The 16,602-nt window shown below is 37.8% G+C and carries 18 protein-coding genes; 13 read left to right on the top strand and 5 right to left on the bottom strand.

Going from position 1 to position 16,602, the window contains the following annotated elements; genetic code table 11:
* Positions 1–63: 63 nt before the first annotated feature.
* Together IEX65_RS14820 and IEX65_RS14815 are read left to right on the top strand one after the other, a co-directional pair.
* On the top strand, positions 64–504 hold the full coding sequence (locus IEX65_RS14820) for a thioredoxin family protein (RefSeq protein WP_188766860.1): 441 nt from the start codon (positions 64–66) through the stop codon (positions 502–504).
* The gene (locus tag IEX65_RS14815) at positions 501–731 is read left to right on the top strand and encodes a hypothetical protein (RefSeq protein ID WP_188766859.1); all 231 of its coding nucleotides are present in this window, start codon (positions 501–503) and stop codon (positions 729–731) included. The genes IEX65_RS14820 and IEX65_RS14815 overlap by 4 nt, the downstream gene beginning before the upstream one ends.
* Before the next feature lie 351 nt (positions 732–1,082).
* Here IEX65_RS14815 and IEX65_RS14810 read toward each other — a convergent pair whose 3' ends face one another.
* The 3 genes from IEX65_RS14810 to IEX65_RS14800 all read right to left on the bottom strand — a co-directional run bounded on the left by IEX65_RS14810 (position 1,083) and on the right by IEX65_RS14800 (position 3,955).
* Positions 1,083–1,640 carry a thioredoxin family protein gene (locus IEX65_RS14810; RefSeq protein ID WP_188766858.1) on the bottom strand — a complete coding sequence of 186 codons (558 nt, stop codon included), beginning with the start codon at positions 1,638–1,640 and terminating at the stop codon, positions 1,083–1,085.
* Positions 1,641–1,739: 99 nt separating this feature from the next.
* Positions 1,740–3,359, bottom strand: coding sequence for a porin family protein (locus IEX65_RS14805; protein WP_188766857.1), 1,620 nt, complete (start codon positions 3,357–3,359; stop codon positions 1,740–1,742).
* Positions 3,360–3,373: 14 nt separating this feature from the next.
* Positions 3,374–3,955, bottom strand: coding sequence for an RNA polymerase sigma factor (locus IEX65_RS14800; RefSeq protein ID WP_188766856.1), 582 nt, complete (start codon positions 3,953–3,955; stop codon positions 3,374–3,376).
* Between the two features lie 143 nt (positions 3,956–4,098).
* On the opposite strand from IEX65_RS14800, the gene IEX65_RS14795 reads away from it, so the two are divergent.
* Entirely contained in the window at positions 4,099–4,623 is a 525-nt protein-coding gene (locus IEX65_RS14795; protein ID WP_229250689.1) for a DUF421 domain-containing protein, read from the top strand.
* A gap of 3 nt (positions 4,624–4,626) precedes the next feature.
* Here the strand turns inward: IEX65_RS14795 and IEX65_RS14790 are convergent, their stop codons facing one another.
* Positions 4,627–5,151 carry a DUF7935 family protein gene (locus IEX65_RS14790; RefSeq protein ID WP_188766855.1) on the bottom strand — a complete coding sequence of 175 codons (525 nt, stop codon included), beginning with the start codon at positions 5,149–5,151 and terminating at the stop codon, positions 4,627–4,629.
* A gap of 137 nt (positions 5,152–5,288) precedes the next feature.
* Between IEX65_RS14790 and IEX65_RS14785 the strand changes: the two genes are divergently transcribed.
* Positions 5,289–5,567, top strand: coding sequence for a HesB/IscA family protein (locus IEX65_RS14785; RefSeq protein ID WP_188766854.1), 279 nt, complete (start codon positions 5,289–5,291; stop codon positions 5,565–5,567).
* Positions 5,568–5,699: 132 nt separating this feature from the next.
* Positions 5,700–9,413 (top strand): sensor histidine kinase, encoded by a 3,714-nt coding sequence (locus tag IEX65_RS14780; RefSeq protein ID WP_188766853.1) that lies wholly within the window; start codon positions 5,700–5,702, stop codon positions 9,411–9,413.
* A gap of 100 nt (positions 9,414–9,513) precedes the next feature.
* On the opposite strand, the gene IEX65_RS14775 is transcribed toward IEX65_RS14780, so the two are convergent.
* Entirely contained in the window at positions 9,514–9,885 is a 372-nt protein-coding gene (locus IEX65_RS14775) for a DoxX family protein (protein WP_188766852.1), read from the bottom strand.
* 120 nt (positions 9,886–10,005) lie between these two features.
* On the opposite strand from IEX65_RS14775, the gene IEX65_RS14770 reads away from it, so the two are divergent.
* The 8 genes from IEX65_RS14770 to IEX65_RS14735 all read left to right on the top strand — a co-directional run bounded on the left by IEX65_RS14770 (position 10,006) and on the right by IEX65_RS14735 (position 16,595).
* Positions 10,006–10,365 carry a winged helix-turn-helix transcriptional regulator gene (locus IEX65_RS14770; RefSeq protein WP_188766851.1) on the top strand — a complete coding sequence of 120 codons (360 nt, stop codon included), beginning with the start codon at positions 10,006–10,008 and terminating at the stop codon, positions 10,363–10,365.
* A 4-nt stretch (positions 10,366–10,369) separates the two neighbouring features.
* Entirely contained in the window at positions 10,370–11,038 is a 669-nt protein-coding gene (gene pnuC / locus IEX65_RS14765) for a nicotinamide riboside transporter PnuC (protein ID WP_188766850.1), read from the top strand.
* A 135-nt stretch (positions 11,039–11,173) separates the two neighbouring features.
* On the top strand, positions 11,174–12,451 hold the full coding sequence (locus tag IEX65_RS14760) for a sugar isomerase (protein WP_188766849.1): 1,278 nt from the start codon (positions 11,174–11,176) through the stop codon (positions 12,449–12,451).
* Between the two features lie 34 nt (positions 12,452–12,485).
* Positions 12,486–12,779 carry a hypothetical protein gene (locus IEX65_RS14755; RefSeq protein WP_188766848.1) on the top strand — a complete coding sequence of 98 codons (294 nt, stop codon included), beginning with the start codon at positions 12,486–12,488 and terminating at the stop codon, positions 12,777–12,779.
* A 312-nt stretch (positions 12,780–13,091) separates the two neighbouring features.
* Positions 13,092–13,823, top strand: coding sequence for a hypothetical protein (locus IEX65_RS14750; protein ID WP_188766847.1), 732 nt, complete (start codon positions 13,092–13,094; stop codon positions 13,821–13,823).
* Positions 13,824–13,856: 33 nt separating this feature from the next.
* On the top strand, positions 13,857–14,597 hold the full coding sequence (locus IEX65_RS14745; RefSeq protein ID WP_188766846.1) for a (Fe-S)-binding protein: 741 nt from the start codon (positions 13,857–13,859) through the stop codon (positions 14,595–14,597).
* Complete coding sequence (locus tag IEX65_RS14740) at positions 14,594–15,982, top strand: lactate utilization protein B (RefSeq protein ID WP_188766845.1); 1,389 nt, start codon at positions 14,594–14,596, stop codon at positions 15,980–15,982. Before IEX65_RS14745 ends, IEX65_RS14740 begins: the two co-directional genes overlap by 4 nt.
* A 49-nt stretch (positions 15,983–16,031) precedes the next feature.
* On the top strand, positions 16,032–16,595 hold the full coding sequence (locus IEX65_RS14735) for a LutC/YkgG family protein (RefSeq protein ID WP_188766844.1): 564 nt from the start codon (positions 16,032–16,034) through the stop codon (positions 16,593–16,595).
* The last annotated feature ends 7 nt before the right edge of the window (positions 16,596–16,602 follow it).

The following is a 16,602-nucleotide window of genomic DNA, read 5'->3' as shown; positions in this document are numbered from 1 at the left end:
TCCAGTAACCCCAAAAAAGGCAAGGATTTTGTGATTGACATTATGCAAACAATAGCATTATTAATGAAAAAAATGATTTTAGCAGTGAGCATCGTGTGTCTCATTGTATTGGTGTATGCCTGTGGTAGAGGAAATGTAAAACAAATAAGTTTCGTAAAAAACAACGATAAAACAATGGAACAGATGCTGGCTCAAGCAAAAAGTCAGAAAAAAATCTTGTTTGTCGATGTATATACAACATGGTGTGGGCCTTGTAAGTGGATGGATGAAAATACTTTTATTGATACTCGTGTGGCTGAGAAGTTCAATAAAACCTTCTTGAATTATAAAGTAGATGGTGATTCTTTTGAAGGGGTTAACGTCGGCATTATTTATAGAGTAGATTCGTATCCTACTTATTTATTTATTAGTCCAGAAGGAAAAGTTATTCACCGAATTGAAGGAATGATGTCGCCCGAAGGATTAGTACAAGAGGCCGATTTTGTAGTAAGCCGCAATAAATGAACTACTTAAATGGAAAAGAGGTGAGGTTGGGTGACGTAGTAGAAATTACTCATCATGATTCACAGAAATACCAAACTGTCATCTTAGAAATCATTGAACCAAACAGCCCCAAAGCAATAGATTGGAATATCCCTAATGGAGGAGTTTTTGTTGAAGACCCTCTTATCGGGCTAACCATGTGGCCTTACATGGATGAGGATATTATTCTTCTAAGGCGAAAAATCTAAATAGGTATTGATGCAAAACTAAAAATGCGTAAAAATACTTGCTAAAACAGGTATTTTTACGCTGTTCTGGTATGCGTTTTAGAGCCTAAATTTGCATTATGCTTTGTTAAGCCATGAAAGAACAAATAAAGTACTAAATCCAAACTTTTGTAAAGTCTCAGGTGAACCTAAAATAACTCTTGCTGATTAGAAATCAGCCATGAAACTAAAAAAAAGGCTTAACATTGCTTGCTGTGAACAAAGTTCATTTTCCCGCTGCCACATTCAGACAAATGATGTAGGCCATGAAACAATATAAAAGCCCAACTTTCTGAATCGAAAGTTGGGCTAATTATTATATGTCAAAATCAATTAAAGTTTCGGTAGAGCATTCTTAAATACTTCTTTGTAGGTACCTACTTTATATTGCTCAAAGGGCTCTTTTTTGTTATAATCTCCGCCTAAATAAGTCACTATTTCATGAAATGCCTTAGCATTCAAGTACCCTGGCAATGGTTGAATCATATTATACTGAGCGTCTAAAAACACAGTAGTAGGATAACTCATTTTTCCTTGTAAAAGAGCAATCGCTGCTTGATTTGCACCACTGTTGGCATCAAAAATGTATTTTGTATTGCCAATTATTATATCTTGTTTCGACTCAGCGTCGAGTTTTACCATATAAAAATTCTTATTCAGATAGTCAATCACTTCGGGGTTTGTGTAGGTTTCTCTATCCATAACTTTGCACCAACCACACCACGCCGTATAAACATCAACTATTGTTTTGCGAGGTTCTTTTTGGGTGCGTGCGTATGCTTCTTGAATCGTGAGCCACTCAACTTCTTTTTTTGCCGAAGCAGTCTTTTGTTGGGCAAAAACGCCGCCTGACAGACTAATTAATGCTATAAAAAGGTATATTTTTTTCATTTTATTGATTTTTATCTTAAAACGATTTTGCTTAAATGATTATTATAGAAGGTCTATAACGACACTAAATTGCAAAAACTATACCGAAAAATCAAAACTTTATTTGTTAGTAAAAATCGGATATTTGGCTGAAACTAATAAGCCCAGCGACGATAATTTAACATGTCCGAAGCCAACTTGTGCGATTGGCATTTTGAAAAACGGTTCGGCTTGAATGCTCAGTTTGCGGAATAGTTGATATTCGTAACCCACAGAGAAATTCAATACACCAAAATAATAAGCTCCAGTTTTGCCTTGCCACATTTTCCACTTGATTTTAGGGTCGTTGGGGTTTTCGTAGTTATAAACATACTTTTCATTAAGCATGACGTAATTCGTAGCTCCGAAACTTACAAACCAACGAGAAAGTGGCTTTTGGCTAAGGTCATATCTGATATTAAGCGGAATATCGAGCATTTTACAAGTGGCATTAATGTCAATAAGTTTTGGTGGTGAAGGCCAGTTATAAGGCCATTCGTACGATTCTGGATAAGCATCGTAATACTTCATTGAGCGAAGTACGCCACTTTGTACACTCAATCGTTTATTTAACCGATACTCCAAAAGTATAGCTGAATTGCTACCAAACTTGGTGAGTTCGTCACTCGTGACAAAGCTCACATCTGGTGAAATTCCAACTCTGAGATATAAGCCTTTTTTGAATGACTGTGATGTACTTTTGGGAATAATGGGTGCTTGTGTTTGCGGATTTTCAAACGCAACTATTGGTAAAGTTATACTCGACTTGATAAATGTACCTTTTGGTGCAAGTAAATCAAGATTTTTAAGAGCTAAACGGTTTTCTTCGATAATAGACCCCGTCGGAGCATTGGATAGTTGAGTTGCACCATTATTCAGAATGCTGTTGCCTTGTGCCAAAGTATTTATACCTTCATTAGTATTTGAGGAAGGAATATTTTCTGTACTGCGTTTTCGACTTTTCGTTTCCTTCGTTTTTATTACCTCAGCATTATTCCTTGAGTACATCTCTTTTTCAGCCGAATTAACATTGTTTTTCTCCGATTTTTCTACTAATTTTCTCTCAACAACCACCGAAGAGCTACTATTTCTTGTTGAAATTTCTTTGTAAGACTTCTTAGTCAATGCTGTGCGATTTTTCGTATTCACAACAGAGTTTTTAGAAATAGATTTCTCAGTTACAATCGTTTTATCAACAATTTTCTTTTTCTCAAAACTTTCAGCATTTTCGGTTGTCGGTGTTGAAATTTTGTTCTTTGTTCTATTTTCTTTATTGGTTGTTGGCGTATTTTCGGCTATTTCATTATTGGTTTTATTTTCTTCAGCTTTTGTAGTTTCGTTTTTACTTAAATTGTCTGTATCTACTTTGTCTGTTACTACATATTTTTTTGAATCAGTATTTGTCGTTTCATTTTTAGAAGCTTGGGTGGCACTATCCGTAGCTTCGCCCGATTGGTTTGTTGAAGATTTTAATGAATAATACCCTCCAACGAAAACTAATAAACCAATCAATAGTAACAAACTTCGCTTGGGCCAAGGGCTTGCACCTCGGCCACTCGATGGCGGCAGTGCAACCGCATCAAGCTTTTGGCTCATTTTTGTCCATGAGTCAGGGTCAAAGTCAAAGTCCATGCTTTCAGCTGATTCTCTGAAAAGATGGTCTAACTCGTCATCTGACATTTCATGTTTGTTTATGTTCATTTAATAAAAAGTGGTTAATTGTCCTTGAAGTTTGGGCTTGGTACAGCCTTTTCTTCAAGCAAAATCATTTTTCTTAGAGCTTCTCGGGCCCGTGAAAGGTTTGATTTTGATGTTCCAACAGAGATTCCGAGTTGATTACTTATTTCCTCGTGCGAAAAACCATCAATAACGAATAAATTAAACACCATCTTGTATCCAGACGGAAGCCGTTGGACAAGACCGATGATTTCTTCGTGATTGAGTTGGCTTAGAGGACTGCTATCATTTGAAGAAACTTCGTAAGCTTCTTCAATGTTTTCGTGGAAATAATGTTTTTGCTGACTCCGATAAAAATCCAAAGCGGTATTGACAATAATTCGTCTAAACCACGCTTTAAAAGGAAACTTTGAATCGTATTGGTCTCCTTTAGTAAAAATCTTCAAGAAACCATCATTTACGATTTCCAGAGCTTCGTCACGGCTCTGAGTATATCGCATACATACGCCCATAGCAAACCCATAGAACTGCCGATAGAGTTTTTCTTGACTCTTGCGGTCGCCTCTCACGCTTTTATAGAGGAGTTCTTCAGGGGTTTCATTTGGCAGATTATTCGCCATGGAGTAATTACGTACTTATTAGCTAAATGGTTGCGTAAAATAGGTTAATTTATATCAATATTAATCAAAAAACATTAAACAAGCAAAGCAGCCCCAAAAATTGAGATTGATTTATACTCAAGATAGTTTATATTTGATAAATAATGAAAGCTTTTTCTACAATGACGGAATATTTTGATTTAATGCTGCGAGCAAGTGCAGTATATGTTTTTATAGTAGTGGCTATTAGGCTTTTTGGTAAGAAAGAATTATCTCAGCTTTCGGTGGTGGATTTGGTGTTTATTTTGCTGATAAGCAATGCTGTACAGAATGCAATGGTTGGAGAAAATACTTCGCTTTTGGGTGGTTTGGTAGCAGCAGGAACGCTCTTTGTGATAAATTATATCCTGAAAAAACTCATTTTTCGTTTTAAGCCTATCGAAAAATTTATTGAAGGAGAGCCAATTGTATTGATTTATAATGGCAAGATTCAGAAACAAAATGTGAGAAGAGCAGGCTTTACGATGCAAGAATTAGACGCCGCCGTAAGAGAACACGGTGTTGATAGCATAGAGAAAGTCAACTTAGCGATGCTCGAAGTTGATGGAAATATCAGTGTTTTATCGGAAGATTTTAAAGCAAGAACCCGCAAAAAGCGGGTTCATAAGACTTTGGGAGATGTGCAGTAATTATCACAAAAACATCTTTTGGGCTTCGGCTTTCAGAGCCTTGAGTGCATCGGCAGTTGGTTGCTGATTTTCGTTGATTACCTTTTCAAAGATTTTTTTTGAGAGATTAATCGAAGTCGCATCAGAAGAAACCTCGGCGGCTGATGTATTAATCAGAGCTACCACATCGTTCATTGCTCCACGAATTTTCTCCCAAGATTCGTGCGAAATATATATTTGCTGAGCAAGGTTATGATTAAACTCTTCTCTGATTTCTTGTAATAAAAGTCGTTGATAATCAATGGCTTGTATGTCGGGGCTTCCAAGTCTGATAAGTAAATTGGCGGGAGTGATTCGCTCCAAAAAGAGTGTCATACGCTCGTAGGCTTGTAGGCGAATGGGCGTGGTTATCTCAATGGTTTTTTGTTTGATTTCTACTTCTTTCTGCTCAAATTGTTTTTGTAGGAAAGTTTGAATCGTGAGATACATTCCGTATAGAACGGCCGCTGCTGGAATCAATATTTTTAGTAATTCGACGATAGCTTGCATATTTTTCAATTTTGTCCATTGCAAAAGTAAGCTAAGTGTGTACGGGTTCAAAATTTTTTTGAGGAAGACTGCGATTAATAAAGGAAGACTTCGCTTTAAGCGAAGTCTTCCTTTGGATTTTCATATATATTTGCAACATGGTAAGATTTTCAGAAATAGCACGAACAGAAATATTAAAAACGCTCAATTCTCCTCAGATTCCCGAAGGATATGCTCTGAGGGTAGGTTTGAAAGGCGGAGCCTGCTCGGCAACATACCTTTTGGGGCTTGATAAAGCTGCCGAAAACGATGAACTTTACGAAGTAGAGGGCGTTAAGGTGCTGATAGATAGGCGTCATTTGATGTATTTGATTGGGGTAAAAATTGATTACGCCGAGACAGATTCGGGAATGGGCTTCACGATAACGAAAGCTTAGCTTGGGTTCTGAAGAAAGAATTATTACTGGTTTTTGTAAATCCAAAATCGTAAATCCGAAATCATAAATTTTACAACTGTCTTTGGCATGGTTTTCGATGAATAAGAATGGTAATAATTTATCAAAAAAGCTTTGGAGTTTCTTAAAAAACATATTTTCCTAATTCTTTCTGTAGTATTGTTTGGAGGAGCCGCACTAAACTTTTTCATTTTTGAGAAAGATGCACCCGGGGCTTCTGAGCAACATTATATATCTTCGATTAGGAGTAGGGTGAAGTCGAAAATATTGGTATCTAAAGGGGAGTTGGTAAACGTTGCTACGCAATATCAAAAAACTTCAGGAAATGCCTTTTTGAGTCTTGAAACACCTACTGTTTATCCGTATTATATCTTCCGCAATGGCCAGTTAGTTTACTGGTCTGACCACCGTTATGTGCCTGATTATCAACAATTAACAAAAGGCGAACAAGCAAAATTATTAAGTACCGAAAACGGTAAATATATCACCAATTCGACTACCTTCAATTTTAAAGGCAGTAAGATTGAAATTTTTTCGTTGATAAATCTTTACCGAAAGTTTAGAAACGAAAATGATTACCTCAAGAATGGCTACAACCATGAGGTTTTTATTACTGAACCTAAAGAAATAACGAATATACCGAGTAGCAAAAGTCTCTATAACATTGACGATGAAAACGGTAAGTTTTTGTTTACGGTGGTTCCGCCTCAAATCGAAAAGATTAATTCACCAAATATTCCGACCAACACACTTTTGTTGTTGGCTATCAGTATTTTACTTTTTGGTGTTTATATCATTATCTGGATTTCTCGACTTCGTAAAAAACATCAGTTTGGCCGAGCATTTATTTTATTGATGTTCTATTTGTTTTTTGTGCGTTTGGTGATGCTCGCTAATAGTATTCCGTTTATTTTCTATGAGTCGAGTTTGTTTAATCCTAAGTTTCTGACTGTCAATGAGTTAGCACCGTCTTTGGGCGATGTGTTGCTCAATTCAGTCGTTATTTTTATATTGGTTGTTTATTTGGTGCAGAGTTTTTATCGTTCAACGCTCTATTATAAATTATTTAAAGCCCCGAAGGTTTTTCAAAATATTGTTTCGGTTACGTTGGTGATACTTTCGGTACTTTTTACATTTGTTTGTTATCGAAATCTCTGTAATATCTACGAAAAATCGCAGTTTAGTCTCGACCTTGCTCTGAGCATTTCATTCTCTGCTTTGAAGGTAGCCACCTTAGTTTTTTATTTGCTTTTATCGGTCATATTCTTTTTGGTAATACACTTATTGAGTAGTTTGTTTCTGAGACTCAATAAAAATGCAAGACAAGGCATCATAAAATGGTTGATTGGCTTAGTAATTGGCTTGATAATCATTACTATTTTGGAGCAATTCAAGTGGATTTATGTACTGACAGGCTTATATTTTTTGTTGGTTTATCTCTACAAATACCCACGTTTTTTATACAGTTTCAAGTATAAAACCACGATTTACTTCTTTACGGGAGCTTTTGTGTTTGCTTTGATTGCTATGTATGTGATTCGAGCAGAGGAACAGAAAAAAGACTATTTTGATAAGCAGAATTTTGGACAAAAATATTTGGCCGAAAACGATTTATTGGGCGAAGGCCTACTGACAAGAGTAATTCAGACCGTAGGGCAGGATACCGCAATCAGACAGGCGATTACTCGCCAAACGCTCGCACGAGAACAAACACAGCAGTTGGTAAAGAGCAAGCACCTTGACTTGTACTTCGACCGCTACGATACAGAAGTGCTGGCCTTTGACCGCAACGGAAATTCGCTTGATATTACCGAAGGTTCAAAGAATCTTTCTTTTTATGAAGAAACCTTCAAGCAGCCTTCTTACAAAACATCAAATCCTTCGGTGTTTTTTATCAATGATGTAGGCAATAACTTCATTAAACAGTATTTGGCTTTTATTCCGATTCAAGATAATGCGAGTTTGGTGGGGTACGTTGTACTTGATTTAAAACTCCGTGATGAATTTGCCCAAAGTGTTTATCCTGAATTATTGCTGGATAAAAAATTCACGCAAACGCCCGACACGAAAAATTATAGTTATGCCATTTTTGACAAGTCTAATCGCTTGATATTCAGTTCGGGAAGCTATAACTACGTAAGAAAATTACCTGTAAGTGTTTTGTCGGATTCGACGCTCTACGAAAAAGGTATTGAACTAAACGATTTCAAACACGTCGGGAAAATCGGTCAAAACGGGCGAAAAATCGTTATTTCGGCCAAATACCAAGCATGGCGAAACCTATTTTCTAATTTCTCTTTTTTGTTTTTGCTTTCGGTGCTTTTCATCATCGTTGTCATGATTTTGTATGCGATTCGGTACGGTTTGAAGAATCTTAACGTCAATTTCGCTACCAAAATACAGCTTTATATCAATGCTGCATTTTTGTTACCGCTATTGTTGGTCATTATCATTACATTGAGCGTTATCGACTCTACATTTATTAGTAATCAAGAAAAAGGCTACCTTGATAACACCAAAAATATTACCTCAACGGTTCAGCTTCAGCTCGAAAGTTTTATTCAAAAACGCATGAGTAGGGCATTTTTGGAGCAAGAAATCAATGATTTGGCTCGTGATACCAAGCTCGATATTAATTTTTATAGCCTCGATGGAAAGCTCGATTTAACGACCCGACCGTTGGTTTATGAATACGGTTTGTTATCGAATTTTATCAATCCAGAAGCCTACCATAGAATTATAGAAGAAAAAGAAAACGAAGCCCTTTTATCAGAATCGCTCGGAAGTTTAAATTACAAAACCGCCTACATGAGCATCAAAGGGCATGATAGCAAGCCAATTGGTGTAATCGGAATTCCGTTTTTTGATGCCAAACCAACTCTCGACCGACAAGTAACTGATGTTGTGGCTTCGATTTTGAGCGTTTTCGCTTGGTTATTCTTGATTTTATTGATTTTATCGTATTTCGCCTCGAATATTCTGACAAATCCGCTACGCATGGTGGCTCAGAAGTTGAAAAAGACCAATTTGGATAAATTGAACGACCGTTTAGAATGGAATTCGGACGATGAAATTGGTATTTTGATGCGTGAGTATAATAAAATGTTGAAGAAATTGGAAGAAAGTAAAGTGGCGTTGTCGATGAGTGAAAAACAAACCGCATGGCGAGAAATGGCGAAGCAAGTGGCTCACGAAATCAAGAATCCGCTGACACCAATGAAACTTTCGATTCAGCAATTACAACGCACGATTGTGGTTGATAATCCGAAAACTAAAGAACGCATTGCTCGTGCCTTAAACTCACTGACCGAGCAGATTGATAATATCAGCGAAATTGCCAATTCGTTTTCAGAATTTGCCAAAATGCCTGTACCACGTAATGAGGTTTTCGACCTCGTGCCGTTGATTCAGAAATCGGCTGATTTGTATGCTGAAGATGAAAGAATTTCGCTCAATGCCTACATCAAAGAAAAAGAAGCGTGGGTTGTGGGCGACCGCCAGTTTATGAGTCGAGTGATTACGAACCTGATTATCAACGGGATACAGTCAGTGCCGAAAGAAAAACGTGCGATTATTAATCTTCGATTGTACCGAAACGAAGATGATAACATTGCTATCATAGAAATACAAGATAATGGCTCGGGTATTCCAGAAAATATTCGTCAGCGAGTATTTATTCCAAACTTTACGACCAAAGTTGGTGGCTCAGGACTTGGCTTGGCAATGGCCCGTAGGGGCGTAGAACACGCAGGTGGAAACATTTGGTTTGAAACCGAAACCGACCGAGGCACGACTTTCTTCATAGATTTGCCCCTGGCGATTAGATAGGAATTGTTAATGATTAATGCCTTTTTGGTATTAAAGAATATAAACAAAAAGTGTCATCAAGAAAAAACTTGGTGACACTTTTTGCTTGTTTGAAGGGATATTACGCAGTGACTGTATTTGCTTTTGGTAAGTAAAAATTAGAAACGAGCAAAATAACTAACATCACGAGCGGTGTAACTACATTAGCAGTAGGGTCGCCAGCGTTAATGTGCGTGATAGCCGCCGAAATTAAAGTAATAATAAAGCCAGCATAAGCCCATTCTTTGATTTTGGTCGGAATCTGCGGAATAAGTAATACCAATGCTCCGATTATTTTGGCAACCCCTAATTCTACACGAAAGAAATCAGGGAAACCCATGTGTTTAAATCCTTCTGCCATTTGCGGATTTGCAAAATAACTATACCCGCTAAAAAGCATCATAGCTCCGAAAAGCCCCGTAGTAACCCAGTAAATAATTTTGTCTTTTTTCATGAATTTTAAAATTTAGTTTAGAATCTGACACAAACTTATTTATATTTGCTATACATCTGATAGCACTATACTCTTGTATAGCACTATCATTGAGGGTAGTAATACTAAAATGATACAATTATGACAGAATGTAAGCAACAACACAACCCAGAAGAGTGTACAAAAATGATTGTACCCGTGCGAGATGCTTTAGAAATATTAAATGGTAAATGGAAATTGCCAATAATTCTTTCATTAACTTTCGGGGCAAAACGATTTAAACAAATCTCGAAAGACATCAATGGCATTACGGATAGAATGTTATCGAAAGAATTGAAGGATTTGGAGGTAAATCAATTAGTAAAGCGAACCGTTCACGATACTTTTCCGCCAACGGTTGAGTATGCGATTACAGAACACGGGAAATCGCTCGAAAAAATGATAACTGAACTTCGAAATTGGGGACTTGAGCATCGTAAGCAAATAATGGGAAATAACTAAGCAAATGAATTTCTTCGACATCAATAATATCTTTTTTGAGTTTTTAGGGGTAAAAATGAGCTACCTTGAATTTTACGCAACGCTTACTGGTTTGGTGGCAGTTATATTGTCGGTACGTGAAAATGTGTGGAGTTGGGTGTTGGGCTTGCTAAATGTCGTGCTGGCATTTGTGATGTTTTATCAGATTCAGCTTTATCCCGATATGTTTTTACAGGTGTTCTTTTTCATTACAAATATCATAGGTTTTTGGCAATGGAAATTTCCGAAAGAGCAAGAAGCTAACTTAAAAAATGAGTTGAAAATCAGTCAGTTATCTTTGAAGCAGTTTGCTGTCTATTCGGCAGTTGGCTTAGTTTGTACTTATTTGCTCGGCACCTTTGCCAAGAATTTGAGCGAGCTAATTCCGCAACTTTTCAGCAAACCAAGTGCTTTTCCGTACATGGATTCGTTCACGACTGTCATGAGTATTTTTGCTACATTTCTACTCATCAGAAAAAAAGTTGAAGCGTGGTGGATGTGGCTGGCCATTGACATCATAAGCACTTATATGTATTTTGTGAAAGAGGTGAAGTTATACTCGTTATTATATGCCATTTTTTGTGTAATTGCACTTTTCGGAGCAATTAATTGGACAAGAGAGTATCGAAAACCCCTAACTCCTAAAGGGGAATAAGGACAAAATACACAGGCAAGTACAGGATAGTTTTATTGTTTTTTTGAGAGAAAATTGCAGTCTGTTTTTTGAAAAAATTAGTAAAACGTCGAACCGAATTAAACATTTATCATTCAACATTAATCATTGACGAAGATGCTCAGTAACGATATTATTCAACAGCATAACGAAAAATTACAGGCCGACCACCAGTTTAGATTGGCATATTTGACAGAACTCCTCGACCGTAAAGGTATTGATATTCAAACAATTATTGATAAAATTAAGGCTTTTCAAGTAGCTATTCCGAGTTGGGCTTTGGGTACGGGTGGCACTCGCTTCGGGCGTTTTCCGAATGGTGGCGAGCCAAGAAATTTAGAAGAAAAAATCGAAGATGTAGGTCTGATTCACCAACTAAATCGCTCATCAAACTCGATTTCGTTGCATATTCCTTGGGATATTCCATCGGATGCCAATGCTATCAAACAATTATTGAAAGCCAATGATTTGACGATTGACTCGGTAAACTCCAATACTTTTCAAGACCAAAAAGACCAACCGTATTCGTATAAATTTGGCTCGCTTTCGCACACCAAAAGCGAGGTGCGTGATTTGGCCATCGAACACAATATTCAGTGCGTAGAATATGGTAAAATGCTTGATTCTAAGGTGCTTACAGTTTGGTTGGCTGATGGCTCGAACTTCCCTGGACAATCGCATTTGAGAAGTGCGTATCAACGTACAAGCGATTCATTATCAAGTATTTACAAATCAATGCCTGATGATTGGACGATGTTGATTGAATACAAGCCTTACGAGCCGCATTTCTACTCAATGGTGATTCCTGATTGGGGAACTTCGTATTCGCTTTGCCAAACGGTGGGAAAAAATGCCCAAGTTTTGGTAGATTTGGGTCATCATTTGCCAAACACAAACATCGAACAAATTGTTGGACGCTTGATGCACTTCGGTCGTCTCGGTGGGTTTCACTTCAATGGCTCAATGTACGGCGATGATGATTTGACAACGGGAAGTATTAAACCTTACCAATTCTTCTTGATTTTCAACGAATTGGTTGATGGAATGCAAGACCCAAGCGTAAAAAATCCGCCGTTGGCATGGATGATTGATGCAAGCCACAACACAAAAGACCCAATCGAAGATTTGTTACAGTCGGTCAATGCGATTCTGACGACTTATGCAAAAGCACTTTTGGTTGATAGAGTAGCATTGGCTGATGCTCAAGAAAACAACGATGTGCTGCGTGCCGAAGAATTATTGCGTGATACTTTCTTGACCGATGCAAGAGCGTTGGTGGCGGAGGCAAGTCGCCAAGCAGGTGGAGCAATTGACCCAATTGCCACTTTCCGTGGAGCAAAAATCAGAAGTGGCTTGGTTGATAAAAGAGGCTTTAGCGTGGCTACGGGGTTGTAGGTTTGATGGTATGAATGAGGGAAATAGAGAATAAATGAGAACTTTATTTACAAATACCTTAATTGGTATAATAGCAATATTCATTATTACTTATTACTCATTTAATTCAGATGGAGGAGATATCATTTATATATTTCTCTCAATTATGTTCTTTGGTGTACATTCTTTATTTTTTGTTTTATTCAAAAGTATAAAAAACAAAAAATGGGCTTTTGTAGGGGTTTTGATTTGTGTTATCATTTCTTTTATAGTTTTTTACTATATTAATGAAAAAAAGAAACATAGAGAAACCAATGTTACTTCTGTTGTGCTTAGTTTAGAAATTTAGTACAACTGAACTTTAAGAATTTTAAAATAGCATTGAAAAACGCTGAAAGCGTTAAACTCGAATAGCCCCGATTGAAAAATCGGGGTCAAGAAATAAGAAGCAAAATCAACCCTGAAAAGGGGTTGAACAACATAATGCCATATTTAAGTTTAACCCTTTTAGGGTTAGGGAGATACTTTTCTGATTTATTCTCCCCGATTGAAAATCGGGGCTATTCATGTTGAACACCGTTGATGTTCCGCTGTGTAAAATTTCAGCAGGAATTATAGAGGATTTTTCAAAACAACAAACAACCACTAAAACCATAAATAAATGTCATTAATAATAACTGTCTATGTTGCTGAGGGAATTGTGCTGGCTGGAGACAGTCGACTTACATTAAATTGGACTGATAAAACCCAAACTGGCGAGCAATATAATTCGATAACAACATCGGATTCTTACGAAAAAGTATTCCTAATTGCCAAAAAGTTTGGACTTGGAGTTTTTGGTACAGTCTATGTCAATGAGGTTAATATTTGTGGTTTTATTAATCAATTTGTAAAGGAAAACATAGATGCTGAGACCACTATTGACCAGATTCCGCAATTATTGATTTCGTTTTTTGGAGAGAAATTTGATTATCCAGCAACCTATTTTTATTTGGTTGGCTATAAAACAGAAGATGGCGTGTCTGTTCCGCATACTTACTCAATCAATATTGCTGAAAAGGTATATCACAGGTCAAATTTTGATGGTGAAACTACTTTTCATGGCACTAACTGGGGAGGAGAAACAGAGGTACTTTCAAGATTACTTCTGACTGTCAAAATGCCAAGTGGAGAAGATTGGGTCGAGTTAGGCAACAACTCAATTCCTTGGAATTTCATGACTTTGCAAGATGCCCTCGACTTTGCGGTTTATGGTGTCCGAACAACAATCGACACTATGAGGTTTCAGCAAAAAGAAAAAACAGTTGGCGGGCCGATTGATGTGTTAGTTGTAAAACCACACCAAGAACCAATATGGATAAGTAAAAAAGAATTGAATACGCCTAAATGTTAGTTATTGAAAACTAAAGGTTTATAAAACTAAATAATGAAAGTAGCCTTATTTATACCTTGTTATATCGACCAGTTTTATCCGAATGTGGGTATTGCTACGCTTCAATTACTCGAAAAATTGGGGGTAGAAGTCGCATTTCCGATGAAACAAACTTGTTGTGGGCAGCCAATGGCTAATAGTGGCTGCGAACAAGATTCAAAAGGCGTTTATGCACACTTTGTTGATACCTTTGCCGAGTTTGATTACATCGTTACGCCTTCGGGAAGCTGTACGTATCACATCAAAAAACATTATGATATTATCGAACAAACGCCAGCCGTGCAGAAGGTCAGAAAATCGGTTTATGAATTAGTCGATTTTATTGAAAATGTGCTGAAAATAGAAGAAATTCCTGTCGATTTTCCGCACAAAGTTGGATTACATTTGAGTTGTCACGGTCAGCGTGGACTCCGCCAAGCCAATGCTTCCGAAATTACTGGCGTGCGAGATGGACAAATCTCAAAATTATTACGTAAACTAAAAGGTATCGAACTCACCGAACTCGACCGTAACGACGAATGTTGTGGCTTTGGTGGAACATTTTGTGTGGCCGAAGAAGCCGTGTCGGCACGCATGGGACAAGACCGAATTTCTGACCACCTTCGCAACGGCACAAAGGTTTTGACAGGAGGAGATGTATCATGTTTGATGCACCTCGAAGGCATCGTAAAACGCCAAAACGCACCAATAAAAGTAATGCACATAGCCGAAATTTTGAACGGAAATCAACCATGAACCACCAAAATCACCCAGAATTAGCCGAAGCTTTCAACAAAGATTTTGAGCGTACGACTTGGCACGACGAAACGCTTTGGTTTGTGCGTCAGAAACGAGACAAAGCGGTTTATCCAATTCCCGAATTTCAGGATTTACGCACACTTGCGTCCGAAATCAAAGACCATACGCTGAGCAATCTTGATAATTATCTCATCGAATTTGAGCAAAATGCCATAAAAAATGGCGTAAAAGTGCATTGGGCAGCCGATGCTGCCGAGCATAATCAAATTGTGATGGACATTATCAAAAGTTCTTGCAAAGTCGAGGGGCGAAATACTCGAATGGTGAAAAGCAAATCGATGCTTACAGAAGAGTGCCATTTGAACGCTTTTTTGCAAAAAAATAACATTGATGTAGTTGATACTGACTTGGGCGAACGCATCATTCAGTTTCGTGACGAACCACCGAGCCATATTGTAATGCCCGCTATTCACCTCAAAAAAGAAGATGTAGGCGAAACTTTTCATGAACATTTAGGCACAACCAAAGGCGAAAAAGACCCGCAAATTCTGACCGAAGCGGCTCGTCAGCACCTCAGAGAAAAGTTTGTAGCAGCCGATGTAGCTCTGACAGGGGTAAATTTTGCCATTGCCGAAACTGGTAGTTTTGTAGTTTGTACCAACGAAGGAAATGCCGATTTGGGCGTAAATTTGGCAAAAGTGCATATTGCGAGTATGGGTATCGAAAAAATGATTCCTAAGCTCCATCATTTATCAGTTTATACTCGATTGCTTGCCAGAAGTGCTACTGGTCAGCCAATTACGACTTATACATCACATTTTACAAAGCCAGCCGAAGGCAAAGAAATGCACATCGTAATTGTGGATAATGGACGAACGCAACAACTTGGTAGAGCTGATTTCAGAAATTCGTTGAAGTGTATTCGTTGTGGAGCTTGCATGAATACTTGCCCAGTTTATCGCCGAAGTGGCGGACATAGTTATGACTTTACAGTTCCAGGCCCAATTGGTGCCATTCTTTCGCCAAATATTGATTTGCATAAATACAGTAGTTTGCCTTTTGCCTCTACACTTTGTGGGTCGTGTTCGGATGTTTGCCCTGTGAAAATTGATATTCACGTGCAACTTTATAAATGGCGACAAATTGTTGGTCAAGCGAACGAACTTCCTGCTGCCAAAAAATGGGGCATGAAAGGCTTGGCAAAAGTGCTTTCGATGCCAAAAGTGTATGATTTGGGCGGGAAATTGGCTCGTGGAGCCTTGCGAGTGCTTCCGCATGGACTTACGCATAACCAAAGCATGAATCCGTGGGCAAAAGCAAGAGAATTGCCTGACGCTCCAAAGCAGAGTTTTAAGGAATGGTATGAGGAAAACAGGAAATAAAACTTTCTAAAATACCAGTAACTAATTACCCAATAACTAATAACTACTTGTGACCAGCAGAGAAAAAATATTAAATAGTATAGCCAGTAATAAACCTGCCTTGACGACACTGCCAAATGTGCCAATTTTTGAAGGTGACGGAAGCATTGAGCGGTTCAAAACTGTATTGGAAGGTATCGGTGGCCGAGTCATAGAAGTGGCTTCAAAAGCTGATTGTCAAGCAGCTATCGACAAGTATTACAGCGATTTAAAAAATGTGGCTTCTGATATTGTTAAAGCAAACGTTGCCGTAAATCTTGATACAACTAAAGAGATTTTAGAGCAAGTTGATTTGGCCGTGATTCAAGGTGAAATAGGTGTTGCCGAAAATGGTACAATTTGGGTACCTGAAATCAATATGCTCAACCGTGCATTACCGTTTATTACGCAACATTTAGTTTTGGTGCTTGATAAAAACAATATTGTTGCCAATATGCAGCAAGCCTATAATAAACTCGAAAATGTGGGTAGTTATGGTGTTTTTATAGCTGGTCCTTCAAAAACAGCTGATATTGAGCAGTCGTTAGTTATTGGAGCTCACGGAGCAAGAAGTATGATGGTATTGATTTATTGAAATCAAA

The organism is Emticicia aquatilis (assembly GCF_014644295.1).
GTDB classification, from domain to species: Bacteria; Bacteroidota; Bacteroidia; order Cytophagales; family Spirosomataceae; genus Emticicia; species Emticicia aquatilis.
This window is presented reverse-complemented; position numbering and strand designations above follow the sequence as displayed.